General features: G+C 36.9%; 23 protein-coding genes. 16 read left to right on the top strand and 7 right to left on the bottom strand.

The annotated features are described in order from the left end of the window. Positions 1-24: 24 nt before the first annotated feature. From JAZ75_RS03725 to JAZ75_RS03680, 10 genes are all read left to right on the top strand, one after another. Entirely contained in the window at positions 25-975 is a 951-nt protein-coding gene (locus tag JAZ75_RS03725; RefSeq protein WP_021189321.1) for a phosphoribosylaminoimidazolesuccinocarboxamide synthase, read from the top strand. 17 nt (positions 976-992) lie between these two features. Next, positions 993-1,373, top strand: coding sequence for an STAS domain-containing protein (locus JAZ75_RS03720; RefSeq protein WP_132772477.1), 381 nt, complete (start codon positions 993-995; stop codon positions 1,371-1,373). 1 nt (position 1,374) lies between these two features. Then, complete coding sequence (locus JAZ75_RS03715; RefSeq protein WP_183916114.1) at positions 1,375-2,286, top strand: ribonuclease Z; 912 nt, start codon at positions 1,375-1,377, stop codon at positions 2,284-2,286. Positions 2,287-2,480: 194 nt separating this feature from the next. Continuing rightward, positions 2,481-3,539, top strand: a complete 1,059-nt coding sequence (gene hisC, locus JAZ75_RS03710; RefSeq protein ID WP_183916112.1) for a histidinol-phosphate transaminase — start codon at positions 2,481-2,483, stop codon at positions 3,537-3,539. 4 nt (positions 3,540-3,543) lie between these two features. Continuing rightward, the gene (gene hisB, locus JAZ75_RS03705) at positions 3,544-4,683 is read left to right on the top strand and encodes a bifunctional histidinol-phosphatase/imidazoleglycerol-phosphate dehydratase HisB (protein WP_132772472.1); all 1,140 of its coding nucleotides are present in this window, start codon (positions 3,544-3,546) and stop codon (positions 4,681-4,683) included. A 152-nt stretch (positions 4,684-4,835) separates the two neighbouring features. After that, positions 4,836-5,429: an imidazole glycerol phosphate synthase subunit HisH gene (gene hisH / locus JAZ75_RS03700; RefSeq protein ID WP_208700303.1), complete on the top strand. Its 594-nt coding sequence runs from the start codon at positions 4,836-4,838 to the stop codon at positions 5,427-5,429. 20 nt (positions 5,430-5,449) lie between these two features. Further along, a complete protein-coding gene (locus tag JAZ75_RS03695; protein WP_183916108.1) occupies positions 5,450-6,202 on the top strand; it encodes a HisA/HisF-related TIM barrel protein in 753 nt (250 codons plus the stop codon). Between the two features lie 2 nt (positions 6,203-6,204). Continuing rightward, entirely contained in the window at positions 6,205-6,957 is a 753-nt protein-coding gene (hisF, locus tag JAZ75_RS03690) for an imidazole glycerol phosphate synthase subunit HisF (RefSeq protein ID WP_183916106.1), read from the top strand. 61 nt (positions 6,958-7,018) lie between these two features. Beyond that, positions 7,019-7,603, top strand: a complete 585-nt coding sequence (hisIE, locus tag JAZ75_RS03685; RefSeq protein WP_132772467.1) for a bifunctional phosphoribosyl-AMP cyclohydrolase/phosphoribosyl-ATP diphosphatase HisIE — start codon at positions 7,019-7,021, stop codon at positions 7,601-7,603. Between the two features lie 144 nt (positions 7,604-7,747). Next, a complete protein-coding gene (locus JAZ75_RS03680; RefSeq protein ID WP_208700301.1) occupies positions 7,748-8,668 on the top strand; it encodes a WD40 repeat domain-containing protein in 921 nt (306 codons plus the stop codon). Positions 8,669-8,674: 6 nt separating this feature from the next. Here JAZ75_RS03680 and JAZ75_RS03675 read toward each other — a convergent pair whose 3' ends face one another. The 4 genes from JAZ75_RS03675 to dacB all read right to left on the bottom strand — a co-directional run bounded on the left by JAZ75_RS03675 (position 8,675) and on the right by dacB (position 13,620). Continuing rightward, positions 8,675-9,145 (bottom strand): GAF domain-containing protein, encoded by a 471-nt coding sequence (locus JAZ75_RS03675; RefSeq protein WP_132843851.1) that lies wholly within the window; start codon positions 9,143-9,145, stop codon positions 8,675-8,677. A gap of 70 nt (positions 9,146-9,215) precedes the next feature. Then, positions 9,216-9,797 (bottom strand): Holliday junction branch migration protein RuvA, encoded by a 582-nt coding sequence (gene ruvA / locus JAZ75_RS03670; protein ID WP_021189326.1) that lies wholly within the window; start codon positions 9,795-9,797, stop codon positions 9,216-9,218. A gap of 12 nt (positions 9,798-9,809) precedes the next feature. Then, positions 9,810-12,089 carry an NADP-dependent malic enzyme gene (locus JAZ75_RS03665; RefSeq protein WP_183916098.1) on the bottom strand — a complete coding sequence of 760 codons (2,280 nt, stop codon included), beginning with the start codon at positions 12,087-12,089 and terminating at the stop codon, positions 9,810-9,812. 109 nt (positions 12,090-12,198) lie between these two features. After that, the gene (dacB, locus tag JAZ75_RS03660; RefSeq protein WP_208700299.1) at positions 12,199-13,620 is read right to left on the bottom strand and encodes a D-alanyl-D-alanine carboxypeptidase/D-alanyl-D-alanine-endopeptidase; all 1,422 of its coding nucleotides are present in this window, start codon (positions 13,618-13,620) and stop codon (positions 12,199-12,201) included. A gap of 136 nt (positions 13,621-13,756) precedes the next feature. Here dacB and JAZ75_RS03655 point away from each other — a divergent pair, with 136 nt between their 5' ends. Continuing rightward, entirely contained in the window at positions 13,757-15,532 is a 1,776-nt protein-coding gene (locus JAZ75_RS03655; RefSeq protein ID WP_208700297.1) for an aminopeptidase P family protein, read from the top strand. A 134-nt stretch (positions 15,533-15,666) separates the two neighbouring features. Beyond that, positions 15,667-17,910, top strand: a complete 2,244-nt coding sequence (locus JAZ75_RS03650) for a glycoside hydrolase family 20 protein (RefSeq protein ID WP_208700295.1) — start codon at positions 15,667-15,669, stop codon at positions 17,908-17,910. 113 nt (positions 17,911-18,023) lie between these two features. Here the strand turns inward: JAZ75_RS03650 and JAZ75_RS03645 are convergent, their stop codons facing one another. The 3 genes from JAZ75_RS03645 to JAZ75_RS03635 all read right to left on the bottom strand — a co-directional run bounded on the left by JAZ75_RS03645 (position 18,024) and on the right by JAZ75_RS03635 (position 22,249). After that, positions 18,024-18,452: a response regulator gene (locus JAZ75_RS03645; RefSeq protein WP_021189865.1), complete on the bottom strand. Its 429-nt coding sequence runs from the start codon at positions 18,450-18,452 to the stop codon at positions 18,024-18,026. Further along, positions 18,453-20,324 (bottom strand): PAS domain-containing sensor histidine kinase, encoded by a 1,872-nt coding sequence (locus JAZ75_RS03640; protein ID WP_208700293.1) that lies wholly within the window; start codon positions 20,322-20,324, stop codon positions 18,453-18,455. Positions 20,325-20,458: 134 nt separating this feature from the next. Beyond that, positions 20,459-22,249, bottom strand: a complete 1,791-nt coding sequence (locus JAZ75_RS03635) for an alpha-L-fucosidase (RefSeq protein WP_232789349.1) — start codon at positions 22,247-22,249, stop codon at positions 20,459-20,461. An 895-nt stretch (positions 22,250-23,144) separates the two neighbouring features. Here JAZ75_RS03635 and JAZ75_RS03630 point away from each other — a divergent pair. From JAZ75_RS03630 to JAZ75_RS03615, 4 genes are all read left to right on the top strand, one after another. Further along, complete coding sequence (locus JAZ75_RS03630) at positions 23,145-24,905, top strand: hypothetical protein (protein WP_208700291.1); 1,761 nt, start codon at positions 23,145-23,147, stop codon at positions 24,903-24,905. Next, positions 24,902-25,567, top strand: a complete 666-nt coding sequence (locus JAZ75_RS03625; protein ID WP_208700289.1) for a hypothetical protein — start codon at positions 24,902-24,904, stop codon at positions 25,565-25,567. Before JAZ75_RS03630 ends, JAZ75_RS03625 begins: the two co-directional genes overlap by 4 nt. A gap of 106 nt (positions 25,568-25,673) precedes the next feature. After that, on the top strand, positions 25,674-26,165 hold the full coding sequence (locus JAZ75_RS03620; RefSeq protein WP_208700287.1) for a hypothetical protein: 492 nt from the start codon (positions 25,674-25,676) through the stop codon (positions 26,163-26,165). 76 nt (positions 26,166-26,241) lie between these two features. Next, positions 26,242-26,724: a hypothetical protein gene (locus JAZ75_RS03615; protein ID WP_208700285.1), complete on the top strand. Its 483-nt coding sequence runs from the start codon at positions 26,242-26,244 to the stop codon at positions 26,722-26,724. The last annotated feature ends 274 nt before the right edge of the window (positions 26,725-26,998 follow it).

Here is a 26,998-nt window from a genome sequence, read left to right as displayed (position 1 = left end):
GAGATACTATCCATTCATCAATATATGAACGCAATACAAGAAACAAATTTCAATTTCGAAAATCAAACCTCTTTTTACAGAGGTAAAGTACGTGATGTATATACCATTGCTCATGAATATTTAGCTATGGTGGCTTCAGATCGTATTTCGGCATTCGATGTGGTATTACCAAAGCCTATCCCGTACAAAGGACAGGTGTTAAATCAGATCGCTGCAAAATTTTTGAAAGCAACGGAAGATATTCTGCCAAACTGGGTAGTTTCTGTTCCGGACCCAAGTGTTACGATTGGTAAAATGTGTGAGCCTTTTAAAGTAGAAATGGTGATCCGTGGCTATTTATCTGGTCACGCTTGGAGAGAGTATAGTGCAGGAAAACGTTCGGTATGTGGCGAAGCCCTGCCAGAGGGGTTGAAAGAAAATGATAAATTACCTGAACCTATTATTACTCCCACGACAAAAGCAGCAGTAGGTCACGATGAGGATATTTCTAGAGATGCTATTTTAGCAAGAGGAATCGTGAGTGAAGAAGATTATATCCAGTTGGAGAAATATACAAAAGCATTATTTCAACGAGGTACTGAAATCGCAGCTGAAAGAGGATTGATCTTGGTGGATACCAAATATGAATTTGGCAAAAAAGATGGTCAGATTATTTTGATCGATGAAATTCATACACCAGATTCTTCCCGTTATTTTTATGCGGAAGGTTATGCTGAACGTCAGGCAAGTGGTGAAGCACAAAAGCAATTGTCGAAAGAGTTTGTACGCAAATGGTTAATTGAAAACGGATTTCAAGGTAAAGATGGACAGCAGGTTCCGGAAATGACAGATGAAATAATAAAATCAATTTCTGAGCGATATATCGAACTTTATGAGCATATTGTAGGCGAGAAGTTTGTTTATCCAAATCAAGAAGATGTTTTGGAACGTGTAGAACGGAATGTGACTCAAGCTTTAAAACAACTAAAATATTAAGAGAAAGGATCTAGATTATGAAATATACGATTGATAAGCATGACCGCTATATTGTAATAGAACCGCTTTGTGATAGCTTAGATGCGGAAAAAGCGATTAAATTAAAAGGTGAGTTTTTGTTGAGAAACACGGTTGGTCAACGTAATATTATTTTAGATTTATCTAATGTGCGTAAAATAGACGAAAGCAGTATTCGCTTGGCACTATTGGCAAATCGTCTTTGTGATTCAAGTGGTGGGCTATTCATTTTAGCAAACTTGGATTCTGAAGTCCTTGAGGTATTGGAAATGTCTCACCTACAGACCAACTTTACGATCGTAAACTCTGTTAAAGATGCTGAAGACCGTGTTTTTGCACACGAAATTGAATTAGATTATAGAGGAGAGAAAGAAAAATAATATGCGATTTGAAGTTTTGATTTTAGGGAATAGTTCCGCAACGCCTATGTACGATAGGCATCCAACTAGTCAAGTCGTAAACTTCAATGAGCAATTGTTCTTAATTGATTGTGGAGAAGGTACACAAATGCAGCTTAGCCGTTATGGCATTAAAAGCAATAAAATAAATCATATTTTTATCAGTCATCTGCATGGAGATCATTACCTCGGTTTAGTTGGGTTATTGTCCTCCATGCACCTGATTGGGCGTAAAAGTGATCTACACCTTTATGGACCAAAGGGACTTGATGAAATATTAGCGGTTCAGTTTAAATATTCAGAGACATTACTTCGCTACGATCTTATTTTCCATGAAACTTCTGCCGACGAACCGCAGGTTATTTTTGAAAATAGAACCATTAAAGTAAGTACATTCCCTTTGACTCACCGAATTCCCTGTACGGGCTTTCGTTTTGATGAGGGACAGCGTTCACGACACCTACTTGTAGAAGATATTGAGGAGGCCGGTATACCTGTTGCTTATTATCAATTATTGAAAAATGGGGTGGACTATGTTCGTGAAGATGGACAGGTGTTCAGCGCATCAGATTATACTTTGCCTGCACCATTATCCCGCAGTTATGTGTACTGTTCAGATACCATTCGTACAGCAAACTACTTACCGTATATTCAACATGCGACATTAATCTACCACGAATCTACTTTTCTCCATGAGATGGTCGATCGCGCAAAGGAAACTTTTCATACTACAGCCCTGGAGGCTGCAGAGATAGCCAAGGAAACGCATGCAGATAAATTACTATTAGGTCATTATTCTGCACGATATAAAGATTTACAGCCTTTATTACTTGAGGCGCAGTCTGTTTTCCCGAAAACGATGCTATCGCAAGAGGGAAAATGGTTTTCGGTATAATGTTATTTGTAAAATCCCTGTTATATTAAATTACGCCAAAAATTTTCAGAAGGGAGCAATAAAGTTATATTTGAGCGGCATGCGTCAATACCTATGAACTAACAATAAATAAGGCTAAATTTCTATTGATCTGTAATTATATTGTGGATGTAAGCAAATTTATCTAAGTTTACGATTTAAAATTTAATAATTTAATGGACACTCCATTCAACTTAACGAAACTTTTACGGGAAAATATTAAAAATCTCGTACCTTATTCTTCTGCTAGAGATGAATTCAAGGGGGAAGCATCTATCTTAATTGATGCCAATGAAAACGCTTTTGGTTCTCCTTTAGCGCATAACTATAACCGTTATCCAGATCCTCTGCAACATCAACTTAAGCATAAGCTAGCACATATTAAAGGAGTGCCTGCAGAGAATATGTTCTTAGGTAATGGAAGTGACGAGGCTATTGATATCTTATTTCGTGCATTTTGTCGTCCAGGTGTTGATAATGTAATTTTAGTCCCACCTACATACGGGATGTATGAGGTTTCAGCCAACATCAACGATGTTGCTTTTCGGAAGGTAAATTTAACAAAGGAATATCAATTGGACTTAGAAGGCATTGAAAATGCTGTCGATGAGCATACTAAATTGATCTTCATTTGTTCACCGAATAATCCAACCGGTAATACGATAAATCGTCATGATATCGAAACCATTTTGAACAACTTTGATGGTCTGGTTGTGGTGGATGAAGCTTATATTAATTTTTCACAAACTAAATCCTTTACTCAGGAATTGGCCGAATACCAAAATTTAGTTGTTTTACAGACGCTTTCAAAAGCGTGGGGGTTAGCCGCTTTACGTTTAGGTATGGCCTTTGCAAGTACCGAAATTATTTCGGTATTTAATAAGATAAAACCACCGTATAATATTAACCAAGCGACACAGGATATTGTTCTGGAAGCATTAGATCAAGTTGATCAGGTTAATAGCTGGATCAAACAAACTGTGGTGGAACGTGAAAAGTTAGTGCAGGGATTGTACAAACTGGATATGGTCCAACACATTACTCCTTCTGATGCCAACTTTATTTTGGTAAAAATGAATGATCCAAGAGCAGTATATGCCTATTTGGTATCACACGGTATCATTGTACGTGACCGCTCGAAAGTGGAACTTTGTGAAGGATGTCTTCGAATTACAATCGGTACACCAGAAGAGAATAGTATATTATTGGAAAAATTAACCACAATCAACATATAAAATAATGCCTAATCAGCTAAAACGTGTATTGTTTATCGACCGTGATGGTACTTTAATTTTGGAACCTGAGGATCAACAAATTGATTCTTTTGCTAAACTTAAATTTTACCCAGGTGCATTGCAATACCTTCCACGCATCGCGAAAGAATTAGATTTCGACTTAGTATTAGTTTCTAACCAAGATGGTCTGGGTACAGATGTTCATCCAGAAGAAAACTTTTGGCCTGTCCATCAATTTATACTGGATACATTTGCGGCTGAAGGTGTAGTTTTTTCTAAAGAACATATCGACCGTACGTTTCCTCATGAAAATGCGGCTACACGCAAGCCAGGTATCGGTATGCTATTGGACTATTTCGATCCTTCACAATATAATCTAGCACAGTCTTTTGTTATCGGAGATCGTGTCAATGATGTAAAGCTGGCTCAAAATCTAGGTGCTAAAGCTATTTGGCTACGTAATAATGATGACTTGGGGGCTTTGGAAAATGTGCAGATTGATGCAGAAACAATTGGTCTTGAAACAACCGACTGGAAGTCTATTTATGAATACCTGAAGTTAGGAACACGCACCGGTGAACATCATCGTAAAACGAATGAAACGGATATTTATATCAAATTGAATTTAGATGGTTCAGGAAAAGGTGATATTGAAACAGGTTTGCCATTTTTTGACCATATGCTGGATCAGATTGCCCGTCATGGTGCAATCGATCTGACAGTAAAAGCGAAGGGTGATTTACATATTGATGAACATCATACGATAGAAGATACTGGTATTGCGCTGGGAGAAGTATTCTTAAAGGTTCTGGGTGATAAACGTGGTATTGAACGTTATTCATATACATTACCTATGGATGATTGCTTAGCGCAGGTTGCTTTGGATTTTGGTGGCCGTAATTGGATTGTTTGGGAAGCTGATTTTAAGCGTGAGAAAATTGGTGATATGCCTACAGAGATGTTTTTCCACTTTTTCAAATCATTTTCGGATGCATCTAAGTCTAATTTAAATATCAAAGCTGAAGGTGACAATGAGCACCATAAGATCGAAGCAATATTTAAGGCTTTTGCCAAATCAATAAAGAAAGCTGTACGTCGTGATGCTGATAATATGGAGCTCCCGAGTACGAAAGGAGTTTTGTAATCGGTAGATTAGAGATATTAGATTTGAGACGATAGATAATAGATTGGAGACCGTATATCGTTTCCTAAATTCTAAAAAAATAGCATATAAGAAAATCAGATATCTTCAATCTCATGTCTGATATCTATTATCTGACATCTAAAAAAACAAAAATGATAGGAATTATAAATTACGGAGCAGGTAATATATTTTCATTGACAGCAGCTTTAGATCGTGTTGGACTAGCCTATGGCATGGTCAACAAGGAAGAAGAGCTGGAACAATATGATCGTATTATCATTCCTGGAGTAGGACATGCAGGTGCAGCGATGCAAAAACTGCGTGACTCAGGTTTAGCTTCATGTATCCATAACATTGATAAGCCTGTTCTGGGTATTTGTGTGGGCATGCAGTTGCTAACAGATTTCTCAGAAGAAGGAAATGCCTCTTTATTATCCATTATACCTTTGAAGACTTTACACTTTGATCAAAAAATCAAGGAAAAAGTTCCGCATATGGGTTGGAATAGTGTATCGATCAGAAATGACAATCCATTATTCAGCAATATAGAAGATAATGCTTATTTTTACTTTGTACATTCGTATTTCATTGAGTATGATGCGAAATACACGGCAGCAATGTGTGCCTATGGATTGCCATTTTCGGCCGCTATAGCAAAAGGTAATTTTTATGGTGTGCAGTTTCATCCTGAAAAATCAGGAAAGGCTGGCGAGCAATTATTAGTGAATTTTTCAAAATTAAGTTAGAAAATAAAAAACAGTTTACAATGTATATTATACCCGCAATTGATGTATTAGATAAGAAAGTTGTTCGTCTAAGAGAAGGAAATTATGACGATGTTACTACTTATGAAATCAGTTTAGAAGAGCAGATTGAGAAGTATCATGCAAATGGTACAGAATTGGTACATATCATTGATTTAAATGGTGCAAAAGGTGATTTTAGTAATCAAGAATATTTATTTGATATCATTCAAAAAACAGAAATGAAAATTCAATACGGTGGCGGTGTTCGTAGTATTGATAAAGTTAAAGAATTGGTTGATGCTGGTATTTACCGTGTTATTGTTGGTACTCAGGCAATCACTAATCCATCATTTTTGGAAGAGTTAAGTAGCTTAAATGAAGGTAAAGTTAAATATGCCGATCATATCGTTATTGCAATTGATGTATTGGACGAGGTGATTAAATATTCAGGTTGGCTGGAATCTTCTCCAATCAAGTTAATTGCATATATCGATAAGTGTTTAGCTTTAGGTTTTTACCGTTTCTTATGTACGGATATCAGCAAAGATGGTAAATTAGGCGGTGCTGGTGTTGAATTATATAAGAAATTATTAGATCATTCTCCTATAATTAAATTAATCGGATCTGGTGGTATCAGTTCAATGGAAGACATCAGCAACTTAAAAGCATTGGGAAGAATGGAATCTGTTGTTGTTGGTAAAGCGATCTATGAGAATAGAATTTCAATTGAAGAGATTAAAGATTGGAATCTGAAATCGTTAATTAACTTCTAAGGATGTTAGCAAAACGTATAATTCCTTGTCTTGATGTTAAAGATGGCCGCACAGTAAAGGGAGTTAATTTTGTTGATTTACGTGATGCTGGTGACCCAGTTGAATTGGCATGGCAGTATTCTGAACAGGGGGCTGATGAATTGGTCTTTTTAGATATTGCAGCCACGCATGAAGGGCGTAAAACAACTATTGACCTGGTTAAGGCTGTTGCGCGTCAAGTCAATATTCCATTTACAATCGGAGGTGGAATTAACGAAATGAAAGATGCTGAGATTTTGTTGAATGCTGGAGCGGATAAGATTTCGATCAACTCTGCTGCTGTTCGTAATCCACAATTGATCAATGATCTAGCAGCGGCCTTTGGTGCGCAATTTGTTGTGGTTGCGATTGATACGCGTTTTTTAGAAAATCAAAATTTTGTTCACTTAAGCGGAGGGCGTATCAAGACTGATATCAAAACAGAGGATTGGGTACACGAAGCACAGGAAAGAGGGGCTGGCGAGATTTTACTGACATCTATGGACCATGATGGAACCAAGAATGGATTTGATAATGGGTTATTGAAAAAGATTAATGATGCTATTACTATTCCGTTAATTGCATCGGGAGGTGCGGGTAATCAGCAACATTTTGTCGATGTATTTCAACAGGCAAATGTAGATGCCGCTTTGGCAGCATCAGTGTTTCATTACGGTGAAATCCTTATCCCAGAATTAAAGAATACTTTAAGGAGTAATGGCATTGTAGTACGTTAAATTTGCTTCCTATAGCAACTCTAATGACTTCATACCATGTACTCGATACTAATTAAAAGAAATGTTAGATTTTTCAAAAAGTGACGGACTTGTCCCTGTAATTGTACAAGACGCCCAAACATTGGAAGTGTTAATGCTCGGTTATATGAACGAAGAAGCATGGCAAAAAACACAAGCCGAGAAGCGTGTTACTTTTTTTTCAAGAAGTAAAAACCGCTTATGGACTAAGGGTGAGGAAAGTGGGAACTTTTTAGAGGTTGTCGGCTTACATATTGACTGCGATAAAGATACGGTATTAATTAAAGCGAGACCTGCAGGCCCTACTTGCCATACAGGTAGCCGCAGTTGTTTTAATACTGATTTTAATCAAAATTTCTTGCTGGAGCTAGAGCGAATCATCAAACATCGCTATGAATTTCCTTCCGATGAATCATATGTTAATCGTTTGCGTTCAAAAGGAATCAATAAGATTGCTCAAAAGGTAGGTGAAGAAGCCGTAGAAACAGTTATTGCTGCATTGACAGAAACAGAGCATGATTTTATTAATGAAACTTCTGATCTATTGTTTCACCTTCTCGTATTATTACGCGAAAAAGGAATTTCATTAGAGACAATTGCTAAGAATCTCGAAGGTAGACATCAATAGTATTGTTCTACGTTATTAAGATGTATAAAATTTGTAAAAAAGGCACCTATGGGTGCCTTTTAAGATTTATACTACGCTGTAAATTTACTGATATAGCTTCTAGTTGATGTAAATTTAGCTAAGTTTGTATAGGGTAATATGATTATGGATACATTAGAAATGGAATTAGCAGCAACATTAACTGGACATCAAAATCCTATCTTCGCTTTGGAGAGAGGATATTTTACCAATACGTTCTTTTCTGGAGGAAATGATAAAGGTGTAGTGGAATGGGATTTGGAAACGAAGTCATTCAAGCGCATTCTTTGTGCGGTAAGTTCTTCAATTTACGCCTTACATCTTATCCCTAATACCTCTTTTTTGGCGATTGCACTTCGTGAGGGTAAGGTTATGATTGTTGATGTTGAAAATCAAAAATTAATAGCGAGCATTCAAGTTTCTAAGAAAGCAATTTTTGCCCTTCAGAGTATTCCGACCAAGAATGAGCTGGTTGTCGTAGGGGAGGACGGTATTGCTAGTGTATGGTGTTTGACAGATTACAAGAAGATATATGAATTTGCTATTTCCTCAAACACAATCCGTACGATTGCTCTTTCTCATGATCAAAAGAAAATCGCATTTGGAGATAAGAACGGAGATATATTTTTATTCTCTGCAGAAGATTTTCATTTTCTATTAGCGAACCAGAAACATACCATGCCGATTACGAGTCTGATCTTCTCTCGTAGCGGACTTGAGCTCTTGAGTGGAGCTAGAGATGCTGCATTGAAAATCTCCGACGTAGCAACTTTAAAAGAACAGCATGGCTTTGTTCCGCATATGTTTACCGTATATGGCATTTACCCACATCCCAGTTATCCAGTATTTGCGACGGTTAGCCGGGACAAATCTTTCAAAATTTGGGATGAGGAAACCTATGCTTTACGCAAATCAGTCAGTCGTGATAAATTTTATGACTCGCATACTTTATCGATCAACACCGGACTTTGGACTACTTCTGGAAAATACTTTCTCACTGCAGGTGATGATAAATTAATCAAAGTCTGGGAGATGAAATTGTCTTAGGTATTCTTAAGAAAGTAAAGCAACTATTTCAGTTAAATATTGCTCATCGACAGCATCGAAATCGTTGAGTTCGCTACTATCTACATCTAGAATACCAATGATGTTGTTGCCCTTGTAAACAGGGATAACAATTTCTGATTTTGAAAGTGAGCTGCAAGCGATATGCCCAGGAAATTCATCTACATTGGGTACGATAATCGTTCTGTTTTCTTTCCAAGAAGTTCCGCAAACGCCACGACCATATTGGATCCGTGTGCAGGCTACAGGTCCCTGAAAAGGTGCAAGTACAAGTTGTTCCCCTTCAATTAAATAAAAACCTACCCAAAAAAAATTGAACTGTTCTTTCAATGCTGCAGCAATATTTGCCAGGTTAGCGATTTGATTCGTTTCACCGGTGATCAAGCCTTTTATTTGAGGAAGAAGAGCAATATATTGTTCTTCCTTTGTTCCTTTTTTAATTGTTAAATCTTCTGCCATAAAAAAAGCGCTATTATGCTGTTCAAAGTTAACAGAATAATAGCGCTTGTTAAAAATAAATAATCTTTCTTTACAACTTTTTCAAAGCTAATTTGATCATTCCTTCGACGGTCAGATTTGGATCCGTTTGGATGACAGTATTTAAAACTTTTTCTGAGGTAGCTTTATTGAATCCTAACATGACCAAAGCGGATAATGCTTCGTCTGGTACAGATTGTGCCATTGGAATCGTTGACAAGGATTCTACGCCCTGTTTTTTTAGCTTATCTTGCAATTCTAAAATCAAACGTTGTGCTGTTTTAGGACCAATACCTTTTATTTGCTGAATCAGTGTAACCTGACCATTTACAATAGCAGATTGTATTTCTTCCGGTGTATTGGATGAAAGGATCATACGTCCTGTATTTGGACCAATACCTGATACTGAAATCAGATTTTCAAATAGTTTTTTTTCACCTTCTGTTGCAAATCCGTATAAGGTATGCGCATCCTCCCTAACCTGAAAAGAAATGAATAGCTTACACTGCTCCTGGTCTTTAATCAAGGAAAAAGTATTGAGGGAAATATGGATATAATAGCCAATCCCACCCACGTCGAGAACAACATGGGTAGGTGCTTTATGTGCTAATTTCCCGTTAAAATATGCATACATAGCGATACGGAATTAATTACCTTGTTTTTCGTGAGATTGTACATCGACAACAGCGATCGTTACCATATTCACGATTTCGCGAACTGAACTATCCAATTGTAATACGTGAACTGGTTTGTTCATACCCAATAAGATTGGACCAACAGCCTCGGCGTTGCCTACTTCCTGTAATAATTTGTATGCAATATTTCCAGATTCCAAATTCGGGAATACCAACGTATTTGCTGGTTGTCCTTTCAATGTACTGAATGGAAAGTTTGCTTCTAATAGCTCGCTGTTTAATGCGAAGTTTGCTTGTAAATCACCATCTGCAACAATTTCAGGATGCTCCTGGTGTACGATTTTAATTGCCTCACGAACTTTTGTCGGTGTGTTACCTTCGTTAGAACCGAAATTAGAATAAGAAAGTAATGCAATACGAGGGCTTACATTCATTTTTCTAACTGCTTTATCTAACAATACGGTGATGTCTGCCAACTCTTTTGCTGAAGGCTCTTTGTTAACAGTAGTATCTCCTAAGAAGATAGGGCCTTTTTTTGTTAACATCATGTACATACCCGCAATACGGCTACCTTCTTTTGCTCCGATAACGTGGATTGCTGGTTTGATCGTATTTGCATAGTTTTTTGTTAATCCAGAGATTAAGGTATCGGCATCGCCAAACTGCACCATGCTTGCTCCGAAGTAGTTGCGGTCAATTAAAAGCTTTTTAGCATCTAATTTTGAAAGACCGCGACGTTGTCTTTTCACAAACAAATGTTCAACATATTGGTTGACACGTTCTGTTTCCATTTCTTCAAATGGATCAATGATCTGTACGCCTGCTAATTCAAAACCGTACTCATTGATTAAAGCATTGATTTTTCCTTTTTTACCGAGCAAAATAGGAACTGCAATACCTTCTTCTTTTACGATCTGTGCCGCACGAAGTGTTTTGTAGTTATCTGCCTCAGCAAAGACAACACGTTTAGGATTACGTTTTGCTGCCATTGTCAAGTTACGCATAATAGCATCGTCTTGACCTAATCTTTTACGAAGAGTTTCTCTGTATTTATCCCAATCTTCGATTGTATGTTTGGCAACACCTGATTCAATCGCTGCTTTTGCAACTGCTACTGAAACTTCAGTGATCAAACGTGGATCATTAGGTTTTGGGATGATATAATCTGCTGAGAATTTTAGATTATTGGTATTATATGCTAAGTTTACTTCTTCTGGAACTGGTTGTTTAGCGAGGTCAGCAATTGCTTTTGTAGCTGCCACTTTCATCTCTTCGTTGATCGCTGTTGCACGTACGTCTAACGCACCACGGAAGATGTAAGGAAAACCTAACACATTGTTAACTTGGTTCGGATAATCTGAACGTCCTGTGCCCATAATGACATCGTTACGTGTTGCAATTGCTAAGTCGTAAGCGATCTCCGGGTTAGGATTTGCCATTGCTAATACAATCGGCTGGTTAGCCATTGTCAATAACATTTCTGGAGTCAACACATCTGCTGCAGAAAGTCCGATGAAAACATCAGATCCGTTTACCGCATCAGCAAGCGTATGGATATCACGGTCAGTAGCGTAGGTAGCTTTCATCGCATCTAACGTTTCACGGTCACGACGGATTACACCTTTACTGTCTAACATAACAATATTTTCTTTTCTCGCACCAGCAGATACATACATACCTGTACAAGAAATAGCGGCAGCACCTGCGCCGTTTACGACGATTTTAACATCCTCGATATTTTTTCCGATCAGTTCGCACGCATTGATCAAGGCTGCACAAGAAATAATTGCTGTACCATGCTGATCATCATGCATAACCGGAATATTCATTTCCGCTTTTAGGCGTCTTTCGATTTCAAAACATTCTGGAGCTTTAATATCTTCCAGGTTGATACCGCCAAAGGTAGGTTCCATTGCTTTTACGATATTGACAAACTCATCTACATTTTTAGTGTCAAGTTCAATGTCAAAAACATCGATATCAGCGAAGATTTTAAATAATAGACCTTTTCCCTCCATAACTGGTTTGCCGGCTACAGCGCCAATATCTCCAAGACCTAGAACAGCCGTACCATTACTAATAACTGCAACTAAATTACCTTTTGCAGTATATTTGTAAGCATCTTCATTATTTGCAGCGATAGCTAAACAAGGCTCAGCAACCCCTGGCGAATAAGCTAGCGATAAGTCTCTTTGAGAATTTGTTGGCTTGGTTGGCACAACAGCTATTTTACCAGGTCTACCCATTGAGTGGTAGTCTAATGCCGCTTGTTTACGATTTACATTACTCATTTTAATTCTTTTATATAGTGCTAGTTTGTTAAACTAAGGTTACAAATGTATCATTCTTTTTTTGAGAAAGAAATGATAAATAGTCAAAAATTTATTCTGAAGTGTCAATTTATTTTAAGGCATCAAGAAGTGTGAACATTCGTTTGCGCATTGCACTAGTCGATCCTGAGTAATTATTCACTAACAAGGTGAAGGTGAATTTCTCTCCTGTGCTATTATTTTGGATACCGGTATAGCCTAAAGCTCCTCCAATCGTACCGCTTTTCATCTTCATATTATTGTATTCGGGCAGACTTTTATAGAATTCGGGAAACCAGGATTGTGATTGTGCATACTGCATAATCTTGGTCATGGCGGCAGTTGTTACTCTATTTTGTGGAGATAGACCAGATCCATCCTGGTTATTGAGTTCGCTGCTATTGATCTGCAATTTATTTTCCCAATATTTTTGAATAAAGGTTGCTCCCTCACTTGTTTCAGTCTTTTGTGCCGTTTGGTATGCAATTGCTTTCAGTAATGCTTCACCGTATAGGTTAATACTTTTTTGGTTGAACCAGTAGATAATCGCAGCAAGATCAGGTGATTCATGGGTGTCCAGAATATGCCTTGAGATTTCTGCTGTTGAAATCGCTTTACTATTACTCGGTAATTCAGCGGTTTTAATGCCGACATTCTTAAGTGCCTTTGTTAATTGAAAGGCAACATCATAAGCTGGATCCGGTACGGAGATTTCAATTGTTTTTTTAAGATCTGAACCATACGTGCCCCGGATGTAAATGTTTGTAGCATATGGACCTGAATAGGCGTATACATTGTCTCCTGAGCCGTTTTTTCCGGTAGTAACTTCGTTCGTGATTTTTATATAGGAAAGATCCGCAGTAAGCTTTTGTATTGTTGCTGGTTTTCCAAGCGCATCGTTAGGTGTGAAAACTACTCCTACTGCATTTTCCCGCCAATTCAGCGACGATACGCCCGCACCATAATAGTTTCCAATGTCGGACCAGATCCAGCCTCCAGGAACTTTATATCCTTGGTAGCGACTGTCATCCCCGATGATACGGCCTTTTATTTCCTTAATACCAGCATTCTGGATTGCATAGATCCATTTGTTGAGTATTTGTTCTTCACTGGTTTCGGGGTAACGGTTACTTCCCAACGTGGGATCTCCACTACCTTCAATAATAATATCTCCATGGAGCACGCCGTCGGCCTGAATCGTTCCGGTATATGATAGATTGGTTTTAAATTTAAAATCCTTGCCTAGAATATCAAATGCTGTGCTTGCGGTGATAATCTTCATCGTAGAAGCCGTTGCTAATCCTATCTCTTGATTATGCTGAAAAATGGGTGTTCCTGTGCTTGCATCAAATACGGATAGCGATGCTGTACCATTTTTTAATGAAGGGTCTTTTTCAAATTGACGATAAGCTTCTTCAATTTTGGTTTTTGTTGCTGACTGTGAATAAGTAGGAATACTGTATAACGGGGATAAGCAGATACTGAGAAGGGTAAGGGATATACTGGTTTTCATTAATATTAAATCTTTCTGTTTTCATAAAGATACTATTGTTTGATCAAAAGTGTTTAATATGAAAGTCAAAAGTTAGCCTTCAAAACGTGTTTACTTCTTGAAATTTTATAACTTGCATGATCAAATTAAAGAAACAATGACGCATTCAGAAAAATTGACGGCAATTAGAAGTCTGATGAAAGAGCAAGGTGTTGATGGTTATATCATTCCTTCTTCTGATCCGCATATAAGCGAATATTTACCAGATCGTTATAAGTGTATCGCTTGGACATCAGGGTTTACAGGTTCAGCAGGTACTTTAGTTATTACACAGGATTTCGCAGGTCTGTGGACAGACACCCGTTATTTTGTTCAGGCAAATGAACAGCTGGCAGGGAGCGGTTTCGAACTTGTAAAATTAAAAGTTCAAGGGAATGCGGAGTACGCGGATTGGTTAGGTGAGCATTTAACAAAAGGTGCCAAAGTTGCTTTTGATGGTAATTTAGCTTCTTTGTTAGTTGCACAATCTGTTCAGCAAATCTTGAAACCTCTTGATATTGTAGTTGACGGTCATGTGGATCTATTGTCTCCATTGTGGGAGGGTAGGCCGGCTTTGCCTTTAGCAAAAGCATATTTATTGGCCGATACGACAACAGGTCAATCTACAAAATCTAAATTGGCGGCTGTGCGCACTGTATTGGCCAAAAATAGAGCACAGGCACATCTGGTTTCTTCTTTAGATGATCTGGCTTGGTTGCTTAATATCCGCGGACGTGACGTACCATGTAATCCTGTTGTTTTAGGATTCGTTTATGTAACAGCAGATGAAGCTATTTTATATATTGAAACAGCTAAATTGGATTCGGAAACGGTTATCAGTTTAGAAGCTTCCGGTGTAACTGTTAAGCCTTATGAGGAAGTGTATGCACAAGTGAGCAATCTAGCTGTAGAATCTATTTTGATTGATCCAAAAAGAACTTGTTTTGCTATTTATGATTCTATTCCCTCTGGCGTAAAAATCATTGAGAAAATCAATCCTTCAGCTTCTCTGAAAGCAATTAAAAATGAAGTAGAGATTGGACATACGCGCGAAACAATGATCAATGATGGTGTTGCGATGACTAAATTCTTTAAATGGCTGGAATCGGCAGTACCTGCCGGTGGTGAGTCTGAGATTTCTATAGCCGCAAGATTACAAGAGTTTCGAGAGGAGCAACCTGGTTTTAATGATATTAGTTTTGGTACCATTGCCGGCTATTTAGACCACGGTGCATTGCCACATTATTCCGCTAGTAAAGAAAGCAATTACGATTTAAAAACGTCAGGGCTGTTATTGGTCGATTCGGGAGGTCAATATCAGACAGGAACAACAGATATTACGCGTGTGGTTTCGTTGGGAAATATTACGCAGGAAGAGAGGGAAGATTACACAACGGTATTGAAGGGTACGATAGAAGGTAGCCAGGCTATTTATCCGCAAGGATCTAAAGGTTATCAGATTGATGCGATTACACGTCGTCCGATTTGGGCTACATTACGTAATTATGGACATGGTACTGGTCATGGTGTTGGTTTCTTTTTGAATGTACACGAAGGTCCGCAGACGTTTAATGCCGCAAATATTGATGTTGCAATTGAAGCGGGAATGATCAGTTCGATTGAACCGGGTTTATACCGTGAGGGAAAACATGGTATCCGCATTGAAAATCTTGTCTTATCAAAACATGCCGGTTCTTCCATATTCGGAGAGTTTATGGATTTTGAAACATTGACAATCTGCTATATTGCAACAGATCTAGTTGATAAAACGTTACTGGATCAGCAACATATAAACTGGTTGAATCAGTATAACCAATGGGTTTATGATAAACTGGAAGGCAGATTGAATGATGATGAAAAGGCTTGGTTGAAAACCAAAACGCAAGCAATTTAAGATTATTTAAAATGTAATATAATAGGAAAAGGAGATCATATGATCTCCTTTTTTGGTTTAATGTAACGAGCATGCTATAACGTTTTAATTTTTTAAAATTAATGCTACTTTTGTTGAAAGACCAAATCACTATCATGCGTAAAATCCTATTTTTAAGTTTTATTTTTTTCTATTCTTCTGTTTTATTCGCACAGAAGAACCTGATACCGATGCCTCAGCATTTGGAGATATCAAAGCAAGGTTCCTTTCCTTTAAAAGGAAATCTAACTGTTGGAGCAGGGGCATTTGAGACCCAAGCAAAATATTTGGCTAATCAATTAGAAAGCTTATTACAGACGAAAGTTACTCTTAAAAAATCGGGACCAATCCGATTTCAGAAAATTAACAATACTGCGGTAGAAAAGCATGATTATTATGAATTAAAGATAGATCCTAGTGGTGTCTTCATAGCTGCTTCTACAGAAAGTGCCGCTTTTTATGCTGTTCAAACTTTGTTGCAGCTTGTGGAGGAAAACCAAGCTAGTGGAAGTATTCCTGCTTTGGAAATTAAAGATTATGCGAAGTTCACTTATCGTGGTGCACATCTTGACGTCAGCAGACATTTTTTTACTGCCGATGAAGTGAAATTATTTTTAGATTATTTATCGCGTTATAAAATGAATAAGTTTCACTGGCATCTTACTGATGACCAAGGATGGCGTATTGAAATCAAAAGTCATCCGAAACTTACCGCTATCGGAGCATACCGTGCAGTGACAGATGATGTGAAAGATTCTAAATTAACTAAAGATGGACGTTACGGCGGATTTTATACACAGGAACAGATTAAAGATGTTGTTGCCTATGCAAATAAACTGCAGATTGAAATAATCCCTGAAATTGAAATGCCAGGTCATGCTCAAGCTGCATTGGCTGCATATCCTGAACTTTCTTGCACAGGAGGTCCTTTTCAGGTAGGTACAACCTGGGGTGTTATGGATGATATCTATTGTCCTAAGGAGGAAACTTTTGCTTTATTGGAAGATGTGATCGATGAAGTTGTTACACTTTTTCCAAGTCATTATATTCATATCGGTGGCGACGAGGCCCCTAAAACAAGATGGAAAACCTGTGCACATTGCCAGGAAATGATTAAAAAAGAAGGATTAAAAGATGAGTTCGAGCTGCAATCTTATTTCATCAAACGGATGGAAAAATACATTAATTCAAAGGGTAAAGATATTATCGGCTGGGACGAGATTTTAGAAGGCGGTTTGGCTCCAAATGCCACAGTTATGAGCTGGACAGGTATTGAAGGTGGTATTCACGCAGCAAAGGCAGGACACGATGCCATCATGACTCCCGTAAGTCATATGTATCTGGATTATTATCAGGGGAATCCGCAATCTGAACCTTTGGCTTTTAATGCTGAACTTCGCTTGGATAAAGTGTATAGCTTCAACCCGATACCCAAGGAGTTGAATGCGCAAGAAGCAAAGCATATCTTGGGACCACAGGCCAATATGTGGACGGAGTATATTACGAATTTTAAACATGTTGAATATATGTTGTTTCCTCGATTGTTGGCTTTGTCTGAAGTGGCATGGGGAACATCAAAACCGGAAGCGTATAAATCTTTCGAAAACAGGGTGATTCATGAGTTTGCTTATCTGGACAGAAAAAAGATCAATTATAGTAAAGCTATTTTTGAATTGAATGGTAATATCATTTCCAGAAACGGAAAGATGTATTATGAATTGTCAACAATCAAAAATGACAATACGATTCGCTATACTACAGATGGAACAGCACCGACTGTTCAAAGTGCCGTTTATAAGGAGCCTGTTGTAGTGGATAGAACAATGACCATCAATGCCGCAAATTTTAGTGCTGCACGTATGGTCGGTTCAGTATTGAAGCAGGATTTTGTAATTAGTAAATCTACAGGGAAATCTATTCAATTGCTATATGAGCCAAATGAAGCATATCAAGCGAACGGTACAGCAACATTAGTGGATGGTGTTTATGGCAATAAACAGTATTTTAAGAAAAACTGGTTAGGATTCAATGGTAAAGATTTAGTGGCTACGATTGATATGGCTGAGCCAGTTTCATTTTCAAATGTGGAACTGAATGTCGTTGATCAAAATGCGAGCTGGATATACTATCCGCAAGCAGTTAAAGTTTATGTTTCCCAGGATAATCAAAATTACACCTTAGTACAAGAGGTGGGAAAAGAAGTGATCGCTAAATCTAAAGGAACCATCAAATTATCATTTGAAAAGCAGCATGCTAAGTTTGTTAAAGTTGAAGTGCAACATCTGAATAAGATTCCTGCAGGATCTGGTGGTGCGGGTTCTCCGGCCTGGTTATTTGTGGATGAGCTATCGGTATATTAGTATATAGCATACCCAATTTGCGATAATAAAGCGCTACTTAAGGATCTGGATACAGATTTATAAAGTAGCGCTTTTTAGTTTGTCGGAAGTATGGTTAAATAAATAGCATCATGTTATGCTTCATTATTGAGTTTGCGGATCAGTTCATACAATTTAAGTTTGTCTATAGGTTTCAATATGTACCCATCAATGAATGGGTAGTCTTGAATTTGTTCCCTATCGCTTTTACTTGTGGATGAACTTATGATATAAATGTTCAAAAGATTTAAAAAGTCAGGACCAAACTCTTCTAATTTATCCATCATTTCCCAACCTGTCATAAAGGGCATATTAATATCGACAAATATTATTTCTGAAGAAGGGTCGAGATTTTCCTTTTTATTTTCAAAATACTCTAATGCATCTAGCGCATTTTCAAATAAGTTGATCTGTAGCGGAAAGTCTGGAAAACTCTTGATCATGTTACTGAAAATAACGCGTAAAATAGCATTATCATCGACAAGGGTGACAGTTCTTATTTTTATAGTATTGGTTGATCCCATTTAGTTGTTTTCTAAAAAATTTACTAAAAAAGTAGTGCCATTGTTTGGCTTGCTAATAACATCGATCTTACCTCCTAAAGATTCAATCTGATAGCGTGTAATGAATAAACCTAGGCCTTTGCTATCAAAGCCACGATGAAAAACTTTTCTAAACATAAAGATTTGCGATTTGAATTTAGGTAGGTCAATACCTATTCCATTATCTTGGATGCTCAGTAAGGTTGAATTATTTTGTAGATATGTTCTGATATGAATTTGTGGTTGAACACGGGGAACGGTGTATTTTAGTGCGTTGCTAAGCAGATTATAAATAATACTTTCGAGATATATTCTAGGGTATTGTAAATACTCAATCTCAAAATCTGTTGTCAGGATTACTTTTTTACTATATATCTCTGCTAAAAATTGATCATATACCTTTTTAAAAATTGTAGGGAAATGACAGTTCACCTTTTCTATGTTTCTATTTTGACTAATTTCTAATATCTCCGATAGTTCTTGTAAAGTATCTGTTAAACTGTTGTTACTACTTTTCAGTAGTTTAAAATATTCTTTGTTAACTTCCTTTCTGTTTTCATCTTTCAGCTCATCGATGAGCATATGAATATTGCTGACGGGCTCCCTTAAATTATGGGCTACAATATGGTTAAACTCTTCCAACTGGCGCACTTTCGTTTCCAGATCGATTTTGACAATTTCGATTTCCTTCTTTTGCCTTTCTAGTATTTCAAGATTCTTTTTACATTCCGATATGTCCTGTAGCTGAACAATAAAAAAAGATACTTCATTGGATTGGTTATGTACGACCGAGGTGGTCACTGAACACCATACATAGTGGCCGAGTTGATGGCGATACCGTTTTTCTAACGTGAAACTGTCCATTTCTCCCTTTAACAATCGTTGACGTTGTAGATAATCATTATTGATATCGTCAGGATGTATATAATCAAAGAAGTTTGTGCAGGATAATTCTTCTTGCGAAAAGCCTAAAATTTTACTGAGCATATTATTTGCATCCAGGCAGTAACCTTGTGTGTCGGTCAAGGATATTCCTAACCCGGAGAAATGAAAAGCTTGATTGAATTTATGTTGATTATATCTAATTTTTTCAAGCGATTTAATTTTTTGGGAAATATCGGAGACAACAACTGCTACACGATCTTTTGTACTGTGTATGGGTTTAATTTTTAATTTGAACCATCTACCTTTATGCGTATCAAAAGGAGAAGGAAATTCCATATGATAAACCTTGTTATAGGTTAACGCCTTATTGATAAATGGTAATGTTTTTTCGGTCATTTCCGAAGGAAATAGATCTACAATATTTTTGTTCAAAAATTCCTCTGGTTCATAAAATAATAAATCCGGTTCGCTGGTCCAATAATTTTTGAAAACTCCTTCTTTGGTTACTTCAAATACAATATCATCGAGCGATGTTATTAGAAGTTGTAGTTCTTGTTTGCTATCTAGTAATTTTTTGTTTTCATTGACGAGTGGGGAAACATCCTGAATGCTGATGAGCATGTGGATATCAGGTCTATCTGGTATTAATTTAGAGCTAAAAGAAAGCCAGATCAACGTGTTATCTTCTGTTGTGATACCATAGATTATATCACGCTGTACCGCACCAGTCTCCAATGTCTTATTAAATGATAATTCATTGGGATGTATTGGATGTTGACCTTCTTTGCTGTAGAAGGTCAACGCCTCATGCAATTTTTTATGTGCTATTTTGTCAAAAGGTAATAGGGATTTAGCCTGATTATTTAATGCCAAAATATGCCCTTCATAATCAAGCGCAACTAATCCTTCAAAACCTAAAGTTTCTAGAAGTATGTTTTGTTTGTCCAATGCTTGATTGTGAAATTCCATTCGCAATTCTAGTTGAGAAAACCTGTTTTTCTAATGTTAATGCATGCAAATGTGCACATTTTCTTGAAATTTAATGGCAACACTACCTATTCACATGTATAATAATCGTCTGATATGCTATGCATAACCTAAATTTATTTAATTTTTTCTAACCAAATACTGTTAAGCCAAAGTTGTTGATTTCCAGTTGTCTGGAACGTAATTTTTTGTTTTCCTGGTTGATTAATACGAATTCTACCTATGGCAGTATTCACAAATTCATCGGTGTAATTATTCTCGTTCGGTTCTACTACCATTTTTCCATTTGGTGTTAGTTTTCCTGAAGCTGTTTCGTTCGTGGTGTGAACCTTAATTTCTATAGGATCTCTATTTGGATTATGTGCAGATACATCTATTTTATAAGTTCCTGCTTCAGAAAAATCTACCTCCCAGGCAATGGTTTCTCCAGCTGTTTGAATATGGTTAGGTTTTTTTCCGTCATAGCGAATTACTTTTAATTGTTCTCTGTTTTGTGCATTAGTACTATTTAAAGCAAAACCACCAAAAGTGGACTCAGCAACAATATCTTTATCCAGTTGCAATGGTTCATTGTAATGGATTACTATGGTAGATACATAGTTGTCTGTTTGCTTATTGGGAAGATACACATGCAGGATGCTGCCAATCTGTTCAAATTTTAAGTTCTGATGATCTGTCGTACCTTGAATGGATATCTGTAACGGTTTTGTTTTAATTCCTGAGATACGCAACACCCGATCCAATGGCCAATTAAACACCTGTGCATATACATTTGTTTTTGTTCCTGTAGTTTTGGTTGTCAGGTATCCCCAATCGTGCTGGTTAGCTCTTAGATCTAAACCAGTGGCTCCGTAAATACTTTCTCCATGTTTATTGAGCCATTTACCGATATCTTCCAGTCTTGTTACGCTTTCATAAGGTACTGTGCCGTCTGCACGAGGTCCAATATTTAAGGTAAATCCACCGTTTAAACTAACATTTGAAATCAGCGAATTGAAGATTTGACTGGTTGATTTCCATTCATTTTCTTGACCGTTGTAGCCCCACGAATGTGCAATGGTACCTGGTGTTTCCCACGGATGTTGAATGTATGAGGTTCCAAATTGATTATCGCCGAAGGTTTCAAAATCAATATTTTTTTCGTCGGTCGGTAGACCAAGTCTTGAATTGATCAGGCAATTGGGCTGTAAGGTATGAATAAGCTCCACAACCTGTTCAAGCTGTTCTTTTTTAATTATTGATTTTTGATATGGAATCCACATATCAAACCACATCAGTGCGATATCGCCATAGTTTGTTAAAAGTTCACGTAATTGTGGCATTACTTTTTCCTGCCAATACTGATTGTACTGGGTGTCTGTGACATGTCCTGTGAGTTCCTGATTATGATCCCAGGCATATGGGTGTTCCCAGTCAATCCAATGTGAATAATAAAAACCTAGCTTCATGTTATGTTTTTTACATGCCGCAGCTAATTCTTTTATGATATCCCGATTGCTACCACTTAATTTGCTAAGGCTATAGTTTCCAATTTTGGTATCCCAAATGGCTACACCGTCATGATGTTTAGTAGTCATGATAATGTATTTCATACCTGCTTTTTTAGCAAGCAATACCCATTCTTCTGGATTGATCTGATCCCATACGAAGCGCTTCGCTAACTCACCATATTCATCTTTAGAAACTCGGTTTCTATAGCGGAGCCATTCCGCGTAATTGTTGATATAGCGTAGTTTTTCGCCTTTCCACAATCCTTCTGCACCACTGTATAGTCCCCAGTGTATAAACATCCCGAAGCGATCATGACTAAACCATTTGGTTTTAGGATTTTCCTGAGCAAAAAGTGTACATGTTAACGTTAAGGATAAAGAAATTGTAATTGAAATTCTTTTCAGATTTTGTAGCATAAAGGTTTCAGTTCTTATGTCTTACTAATATAGTGAAAAAAATCTTACGTAGGGCTAGTGATAGATGATTTTGGCTACTGTTCTATGGACATTTAGGAGTAAAGATTTGCTTTTTTTGTTCCTTACTTCTTGTTTAATAGGATAATAACTATTTCCGATTTTTACCTGAGCACATTTTATTTAAATTGAAAACGCACCGTTACACAAACGTAGGTTCCTCTCTTTTAATTTTTAGGGAGCAAACGAAGATCAGATGATTACCAGATTATGTCTTTTAACATTACTTGTTCAGTGTTTGTTCAGTGCTTGCTCAGTGATCACTCAGTGTAAACTGTATCAATAATGACTGATTACTGTCTAAAAATTGGTTAAAAATTGGTATTAGTTATTATATAGTATTAGGATGTTCCTGTTCTAATGTTTATCTTGATTATCTATAAAACTAATCAGGTAATTAAGACAATCTTTTGTCATCCTAAATCGCTTTTAGCACATCAAATTCGTGGAACCGTATAGTGAGTTGTTCATCTTTATCCAAGAAGAGCTCCGGATCAAGTTATAAGTAGTCTTCCAAATGATTTTTTTCATTGAATTGAAATCCAACTAACCGTTTGAGAATTGCGGGTTCCATAGACATATTTCCGGACAATTGATCGGGATTGGATTGGAGTGCCCGATACACTTGCTTATTTAGCCTGTTGATCATCTGTGAGTCGTAAAGATTCTGGTGAATCTCTGTAAAGCCAAAGCTGAACTATGTAGCTGTAAAGTATAGATGTTATTGTAATTCATATCTTTCGTATAGATATTTTATACAAATAATTTTAAATTACAATATTTAATATATATTTGTATATTAAATCTATACTAACTATTTATTATTAAATCTCTAATTATGCAACTTAACACCCAATTATTGGTCGATCGATTGGTTCAGCGGATTGATTTAGATCGTATTTTTTTGTTTAATTTTCTCAATGATAGCGTCGAAAGTCCACATCTTTTATTAGTTGTTAATCCTATAAAGGGTATCTCTGTTCAAAGTATTGAACCTATTATCCGCCTCTGTATGGCCGATATGCCCGATATTCCATTCCATGTGATCTGGACAGGGGAGTGGAGTAATCAGTTGAAAAAAGGAAGCCTTTATTTTACGTATGCTTCTTTGCCTGCACACCTGCTTTATCAGGCAGACAGCAAAAAGAGCCCCATTTTAGGGGGTAAGCTCGTGATCAGTTTAATGGAAATGTCTCATGTAGACTATGCTAAAGGCAAAAATTTAGCCGATGAATTTATGTTCGCATGTTACAATTTTCAATCTAAAACGGATTATTTTCAAGCAACTGCCATGTTGCATCAGTTTATTGTGTTGCGGTTAAAAGGATTTCAAACCATGGCGGGTGTAACGATTGGTAAAGCACAAAATCTGGAGCATATTCTTAAACTGATGCGGGGCACTTTACCTGGACTTTTTAAGATTTTTACTTATGATGCCCATAGTACACCTTTGTTGCGGTTATTGGATACTTGTCATAGTTATTTGAAGAAAAAGGATCGTCTCGATATTTTAGAAGAGGAATTTGAGTTTTTATTGTTGCAGTGTCAGGCATTTGGTAAAGCTCTGGATGATACGGTCGATTTTATGTGGAATGGGCTGGCTGTTTATCAAAAATATCGGGAAGATCGTGTCGTCAAAGTAGTTCAGGAAATAACAAGTGTAGAGAAAGTGTCAATTTCAGAGAGAAAAAAAAGTGATGAAAAGGATGTGGGACCTCATATCCTCGAAGATTTCTCAGGCTTTCCATGGCCACAAAAATATAAGGATGACGCTAATTTACTTCTTGATAAGTTGTATTCAGGCATTCATCCAGAACAGATCTTATTGGTCAACTATCAAACGGAAGGCTTATCACATGGTAATCCTTTTCAAGAGGGTATTGATGAAGAGGAAAATGGTATCAAAGTTGAACTTTTTCTGGTGGTGCTTACTAAACGGAACTCACCCTATACATTTCAGATTAGGAAAGTGGGTGATGTTCGCGCTTCGGTTGTATTTCTTGATTTGCCTCATGTGGAAAAGCAGTTGACTCTTGGAGGCCGGTTTGTGAGCATTGTCTGGCAGAAGTCTTGGATTTTGAGGCAAAAGTCCACTTTCAATTCTCAATTGGTACCTAGGGTAATAGATTGGACTGCAAAATTTCAGAAAATTAAAATCATATCGGAAAACGCTGTTGTTGCCATGCGTAACCTATTATTAACGATGACAAACTCTCCTCTATTGATGGCAGACACCGCTTTGTTGCTATTGCGCGAATTGTACAGTATCGGTATACAGACCTATCTGCGATGTGCTGTCGGATATATTCCTAAAAATACTGATTTATTGGATCTCATGGAGTGGTCTGCTATTGCCAGTACCGATGTAATACAGGGTATTCTGAATGATAATGAACTCGATATGTTGATTCTTTCCATCATTTTAAAACCTCAGGAGATCTGGTGGAAAAGTGCGGCAATGGATATGGATGATCAGCATAAAAATTTAATCATAACGCGCGCTGGTGCTGTGGTTGAATTGTATGAACGACTGTTAAAAGCCGTCGTTCAATCTATAGAACAGCGTATTGAGAAACAAGCAAATGTAGAGACGATATGAGAAGTGATATGGTGATTAAGTGTTCCTATGCAGGAATGATGTACTCGAACGATTTTCAATTGTGGTATACTTATTTTAGCCGGAGACTAAAAATGGGTTGGAGTCCTCAGGATCTTTCTTTTTTATTAGGTAAGCCTGATCATGCTTATCTGGATTTTGAAAAACTATTTGAGGTTCCTAAATTTTTATTATCTGAATCTATTTTACTGGATCGCATTTATGCTTGTTCGGAAGTTGTTCCGATGGAATTTTATCGCGAACGGTATGAAGCATCAACAGAGCGTATTGTTCGTGTTAAATTAGTAGAAGATGAAGTTAAATGGAATTACAAGATTGATATTCCATGGACTTTTCAGCGCGGAGAGCATTATCCCGTCCCTCCTTTGCTATCTTTGGAAGAGTGGAAACCTGAGATTAATGTGCTTATGGAATCGGATGCGATGATTCATGTGCGCTCTAGATTGGAAGCGTTGTTGGCGGGAAGTGGATTTGAGGGCGGAAAATCTTCATGGGAATTATTTCAAAAGGTACGATTTAATGGGTCTTCTAAATTGATTATCTATCCGAGACACTTGAAAAACTGTTTATATCAAATGATTCAGAAGGGGAAAATAGTTGTTCGCAATGTGGATGATCGTTATTCTTTTAGTACTGTGAGTTAATTATCTGTGGTTTTTGCCAGATATTTTAATAGTATATTATGTTTACGTAAAGCTGTAGCATTTATCTAGTTGGTAGCGTTATCTTTATACTAACAATATATAAACTATGACAAAAAAATTTTTTTATAGTGCCGCTGTTCTGGCATTAATTCATAGCTGTGCAAAAGATAGCGGTACACCAGATCCTGACTTTTCGAAAAATGTTCAAGAGAAATTAGTTGGTTATGTTTGGCGGCCTATCATTGGTGAGACGGCAGAAAAGGATAATATTACCAATTACAAGCCGGATGACTGTGAAATGGATAATGGTTACCGTTTTGTGCTCCAAGAGAAGTCAAATCAATTGAATCTGGATAGAGGAGTGAAGGTGTGTGAGGTAAATGAAGGTGCTTTTGAAAAGTTTACTTTTAAGGATAAAAATAATATAAGCTTTACTTTTAATAAAGAAAACGGAGCAATTAAATTTGAAAATCAGGATAAGTATTCTTCTTACACGGTTGCGATAAATGGTGATAAGTTGGTGTTAACAAGTCAGAATAATAATCCTGTTGCCAATGTTATTCCTATGAAATATTATTTTAAAGGGGTGAAAAAGTAATCCATTTTGTATTTGTTGATTTTAAGATAGCGTTCAATGGATCGCGTAATTATCCTTATACTAACGATTAAAAATTATGATTAGAAAAATATATTGTAGCATTGCTATTTTGACTTTATTTAGCAGTTGTGGTAAAGATAGTGGTACGCCGGATCCAGACTTTTCGAAAGATATTCAAGTTCGTTTGCGGGCATATGTGTGGCATCCTGTTGTAGGGAACGTGAAGGAAACCGATTATGATCTAGATGACTGCGAAATGGATAACAGTTACCGTTTTGTATTTCAGGAAAAGTCAAATCAATTGAATTTGGATAAAGGAGTGAAGATCTGTGAGGCGAATAAAGGAGCTTTTGAAAAGTTTACTTTTAAGGATAAAAATAATATAAGCTTTACTTTTAATAAAGAGAACGGAGCAATTAAATTTGAAAATCAGGATAAGTATTCTTCTTACGCGGTTGCGATAAATGGTGATAAGTTGGTGTTAACGAGTCAGAATAATAATCCTGCGGCTTTTGTTGTTCCCGTGAAATATTATTTTAAAGGGGTGAAAGCTCCATAATTTCGTAGATGTTGATTGCGAGGTTTATAGTGTGCTTGTTTCTTTAAAAATTATTAAGAACAACAAAGGGCTTAAAATCTTCTAAGAGTCAGCGTTTATTTATCGTATTTGGACCATGTTTTTTCTTTGCAACAGGTTTATACACTCCATAAAAAAGGACGATCAAAATCGTCCTTTTTTATGGAGTGTATTTTTAGTGTTATTATCATGATGAATTACTGATTATTAATGCTAAAACGTTAATTTAGTGTTTTACAAACCGACCAATGGTCTT

It is taken from the genome of Sphingobacterium sp. UDSM-2020, from assembly GCF_016132525.1.
GTDB lineage: Bacteria > Bacteroidota > Bacteroidia > Sphingobacteriales > Sphingobacteriaceae > Sphingobacterium > Sphingobacterium anhuiense.
This window is presented reverse-complemented; position numbering and strand designations above follow the sequence as displayed.